At 73.7% G+C, this 4,019-nt stretch carries 4 protein-coding genes; 2 read left to right on the top strand and 2 right to left on the bottom strand.

What is annotated here, in order from left to right; all coding sequences use genetic code 11:
* Nucleotides 1–348 (top strand): preprotein translocase subunit SecY (locus DZF91_RS27215; RefSeq protein ID WP_268915983.1); only part of this gene is annotated, 348 nt, incomplete at its 5' end.
* Nucleotides 349–554: 206 nt separating this feature from the next.
* On the opposite strand, the gene DZF91_RS27210 is transcribed toward DZF91_RS27215, so the two are convergent.
* Nucleotides 555–1,811, bottom strand: a complete 1,257-nt coding sequence (locus DZF91_RS27210) for an alpha/beta hydrolase family protein (RefSeq protein WP_199486925.1) — start codon at nt 1,809–1,811, stop codon at nt 555–557.
* Nucleotides 1,812–1,885: 74 nt separating this feature from the next.
* Nucleotides 1,886–3,061: a glycosyltransferase 87 family protein gene (locus DZF91_RS27205; RefSeq protein ID WP_117360006.1), complete on the bottom strand. Its 1,176-nt coding sequence runs from the start codon at nt 3,059–3,061 to the stop codon at nt 1,886–1,888.
* A gap of 133 nt (nt 3,062–3,194) precedes the next feature.
* Between DZF91_RS27205 and DZF91_RS27200 the strand changes: the two genes are divergently transcribed.
* Nucleotides 3,195–4,019: sensor histidine kinase (locus DZF91_RS27200; RefSeq protein WP_199486924.1), on the top strand; the 825-nt coding region annotated here is incomplete at its 3' end.

Raw genomic sequence — 4,019 nt, 5'->3', positions numbered from 1 at the left:
TTCGTCTTCATCATCTTCTTCACCTACTTCTACGTCGCGATCACCTTCAACCCCACTGAAGTCGCCGACAACATGAAGAAGTACGGCGGGTTCATCCCCGGCATCCGCCCCGGACGCCCGACCGCGGAGTACCTGGACTACGTCCTCACCCGCATCACGACGCCGGGCGCGCTCTACCTGGGCCTGGTGGCGCTCATCCCGATGGTCGCCTTCGCGATGCTGAACGCCACGCAGGACTTCCCCTTCGGCGGGACGAGCATCCTGATCGTCGTCGGCGTCGGACTGGACACGGTCAAGCAGATCGAGTCCCAGCTCCAGCAGCGCAACTACGAGGGCTTCCTGCGCTGACCCCGCTCCGACCGCGCGAGAAGACGGCCACCCCGGGAGTTCCCCGGGGTGGCCGTCTCACGTATGAGGCCTTCGAGGGTTCGCGTGTTCCGGCTCAGGCGATCGGGCGGTGAGGCGCTCAGAGGTTCAGGCGCTCAGGGGTTCAGGCACTCAGAGGTTCAGGCACTCAGGGGTTCAGGCGCTCGGGGGGTCAGGCGCTCAGGGGGTCAGGCGTCCAGCGAGGAGAACCAGCGGACGATCCGCCCCGTCCCCGCGACGTTCGTGCCCAGGTGCAACGAGCCCTGGTAGAGCGGCCTGCCGAGGTTCTCGACCCGCGGGTTCACGCCGCGCGCCCGCAGCGAGGCGACGCAGTGGTCGGTGTTGACCGTCGTCGCCTGCTCGTCGGTCTCCGCCCGGTAGAACCGGACGGGCATCCGCGGAGTCCAGGCCGTGCAGACCTCGCCGTCGGTGCGCAGCGCCTCGGCGAAGGCGCCGGAGGGATTCCGCAGCAGCGCCCAGCCGCGCGGCGTCAGCAGGTCCGCCAGGCGGGCGGGCATGCCCTGGAACATCTCCGGTCCCGGCGTCGTGCCGTCGAAGTACTTCTCCACACGGTCGGCGTAGGGCTCCTGGAAGACCTCCGACGGCGTCCCGTAGACACCGCCGTGGATGCGCTGCCAGGACGTCAGCAGGTAGGCGGCGTACAGCGCACTGGACTTGGCGTCCAGGTCGCCGTTCAGCAGGGCGGGAAGCTCGGCCCCGGCGAAGTCGTAGCCGCCGCTGATCGGTGCGACCGCCTTCACGCGGAAGTGCCGGTCCGCGCCGTCCTGCAGGGTGCGGGCGAGACCGAGCGCGGACGACGCGCCCTGGGAGAAGCCGGTGACCAGCACGTCCCGGTCGAGCCTGCGGCCGATGCGCGGGGCGAACGCGCGGGCGGCGCGGAGCATGTCCAGCGAGGCGGTGGTCTCGGACGGCACGTCCTTCCACGGGTGCGTTCCCGGACCCCGGCCCATCCCGAGGTAGTCGGGGACGACGGCGGCGAAGCCCGAGCCCGCGTAGGTGTAGGCGGGTCCGACGGCCCACGGGGTGGTGCTCGTCGAGGGGGTGTCCGGCTTGTAGCTGGTGGTTCCGTGCGTGTACGAGACCGGCGTAAGCCTGCCGCGCTTCCCGCGCGGCACGACGAACAGGCCGGTGGCGGTGGTGGCGGCGCCCTTGGTGTCGACCGTCCGGTAGGTGAGGCGGTAGGCGTCCACGCCGCGCCGCACGGTCGAGGCGTCGAAGCCGCCCTGGCCGAGGATCGTGCGGACGTCGTCGGCGGTCAGGGTCCGCAGGTGCTCGTCCGCGACCAGCGAGCCGCGCTCGTCGGCGACGGCGACAGCGGAGCCGGGGGCGAAGTGGGCGGAGACCGAGGGCCCGGACGACACCGCGCCGAGGCCGGCGACGGCGGCCGAGGCGAGGGCGACCGCGGTGAGGTTCTTGGTGTTCATGGTCGCAAGCCTCGACTCCGCCCCACCGGACGCGCTTCCCGCGCGGCGGTGAACCGTGCCCTCACCCCTGGGGGTTAGGCGACCTCGACCGGCTCCCTGCGGGTGGGCGCGTCCCCGATCCCGACGAGGGGCGTGGTCTCCGGGGCGCGGTTCCGGCGTCGCAGCCGGAGCGCCGCGTAGGCCAGGAACGCCAGTCCCGCCAGCAGGTAGCAGTTGGCTGCCAGGGTGAGGACGCCGTGGAAGCCCCATTCCCGGTCGGTGCCGTCGTGCGGCGTCCACCACAGCGGGCACAGGACGAACAGGGCGTACGCGCAGGCCGCCGTGGCGCGGTGCCCGTTCCGGACGAGCAGGACGAGCGCCGGCAGCACCCACACCCAGTGGTGCGCCCACGAGATCGGAGAGACCAGCAGGCCGGTCGTCCCGGTCACCGACACGGCGGCCAGCCAGTCGCCGCGCCGGGCCCAGCGGGCCGCGACCGCCAGGCCGAGGACCGCGACCGCCACGGAGACGGCCGGGTACCAGCCCTGCACGCGGTCCGGGTGGCCGCCGAGCAGCCGGGAGAGCGCCCCGAACGGCGACTGGTTGCTGATGTAGGTGACCCCGACGCGGGAGGTGTCGCGGAAGGTGCCCGACCAGTAGGTCCGCGAGGCGTCCGGGGCGACGAGCCAGGCGCCGGCGACGGCCGCCGCGAACGTCCCGGCGGCGACGGCCGCGGCGCGGACGCGTCCGGCCGCCAGCAGCAGCACGATGAAGATTCCCGGCGTCAGCTTCACCGCCGCCGCGACACCGATCCCGAAGCCGGCCGTCCGGCCGCGCGCGACCGCCCTGACGTCGGCGAGCACGAGGGCGAGCAGGAAGAGGTTGACCTGCCCCTGGAAGAACGTGTGGTACATCGGCTCGAGGAGTGCCGCCGCCGCGACCAGGGCCGCGACCGTGCCGCGCGTGACGGGCCGTCCGGCCAGTTCCAGGACGCTCGCGCACGCCCAGACGAGCGCGCCCAGCGACGCGGCCTGCCAGGCGACGCGCGCCGCCGTGAGGGGGATCCCGGCCAGCGGGGAGCACAGCAGCGCGAACACCGGCGTGTTGGTGTACCAGTGCGCGGCGAGCTGCTCGGTGTAGAGCCGGGTTCCCTCGGTGACCACTCCCCCGCCCAGCCGGTAGATGCGGAAATCCAGCGAGTCCCAGAGCAGGGCCGACACGGCGAGGACCGCCGCCTCGACGGCCAGGAGGACACGGACGAACGTCTTCATGCCGCAAAGATCGCCCCGATCGTCCCCGCCGGTCGTCGGGCCGTCGGCCACAATTCCGGGGGCGCGGGTAGCCCGTGGGCGTACGCCCCGCGACCAATGTCCTGCGTAACGGTCAGACGGTTACGATCGCCGCATGTCCCCCCAAGCCTCCGGCGTCCTCGGCCGGACGTCCCGGGCCGTCCTCTCGCGGCGGGCCGGGACGGCCGTCCTGGCGTGGGCGGGCGCGGTGTTCGCCGCGCTGCTGCCGATCCCGCTGCTCAGCCACCAGCCGACGGCGTTCTCCCAGGCCGTCCTGGCCCCCGTCATGGTCCTCGCGGTCCCGGCGTGGCTGCTCCGCAACCGCACGCCGGCGCTCGTCGTGCTGCTGGCACTGGGCTGGGTCGCGATCTTCGCCTCGCACGGCGGCTGGGCGACGGGCTACGCCAAGTTGCTCGTGGACGACCTGGCCCTCGCCCACGTCGCCGCGCACCGGCCCCGTCCGACCCGGCTGGCGGCGGCATCGGTCCTGTTCGCCGTCCAGCTCCTGGTCGCCGGCGCGATGCCGCACGGCCCGGACGGCCAGATCCAGGCGGCGGCCCTGGTCGTGCTCGGGTTCATCGCGGCGATGACGACCGCGCGGACGGTGCGCGAGCGCCGCGAGCACGCCGTGGAGCTCCGGTCCCGCGAGACCGAGCGGGCCGTCGCCGCCGAGCGGCTGCGGATCGCCCGCGAGCTGCACGACATGGTCGCGCACAGCATCGGCATCGTCGCGATCCAGGCGGGCGTCGGCGGGCGGGTCATCGACACCCAGCCCGCGGAGGCCCGCAAGGCGCTCGCCGCGATCGAGGCGACCAGCCGGGAGACGCTGGCCGGGCTCCGGCGGATGCTCGGCACGCTGCGCGAGTCGGGCGAGGGCGCCGCCGGGACGCCCGCGCCCCCACCGCTCGACCCCGCGCCGGGCCTGGCCGACCTGGAGCGG

Source organism: Actinomadura logoneensis, from assembly GCF_003428695.1.
Taxonomy (GTDB): domain Bacteria; phylum Actinomycetota; class Actinomycetes; order Streptosporangiales; family Streptosporangiaceae; genus Spirillospora; species Spirillospora logoneensis.
This window is presented reverse-complemented; position numbering and strand designations above follow the sequence as displayed.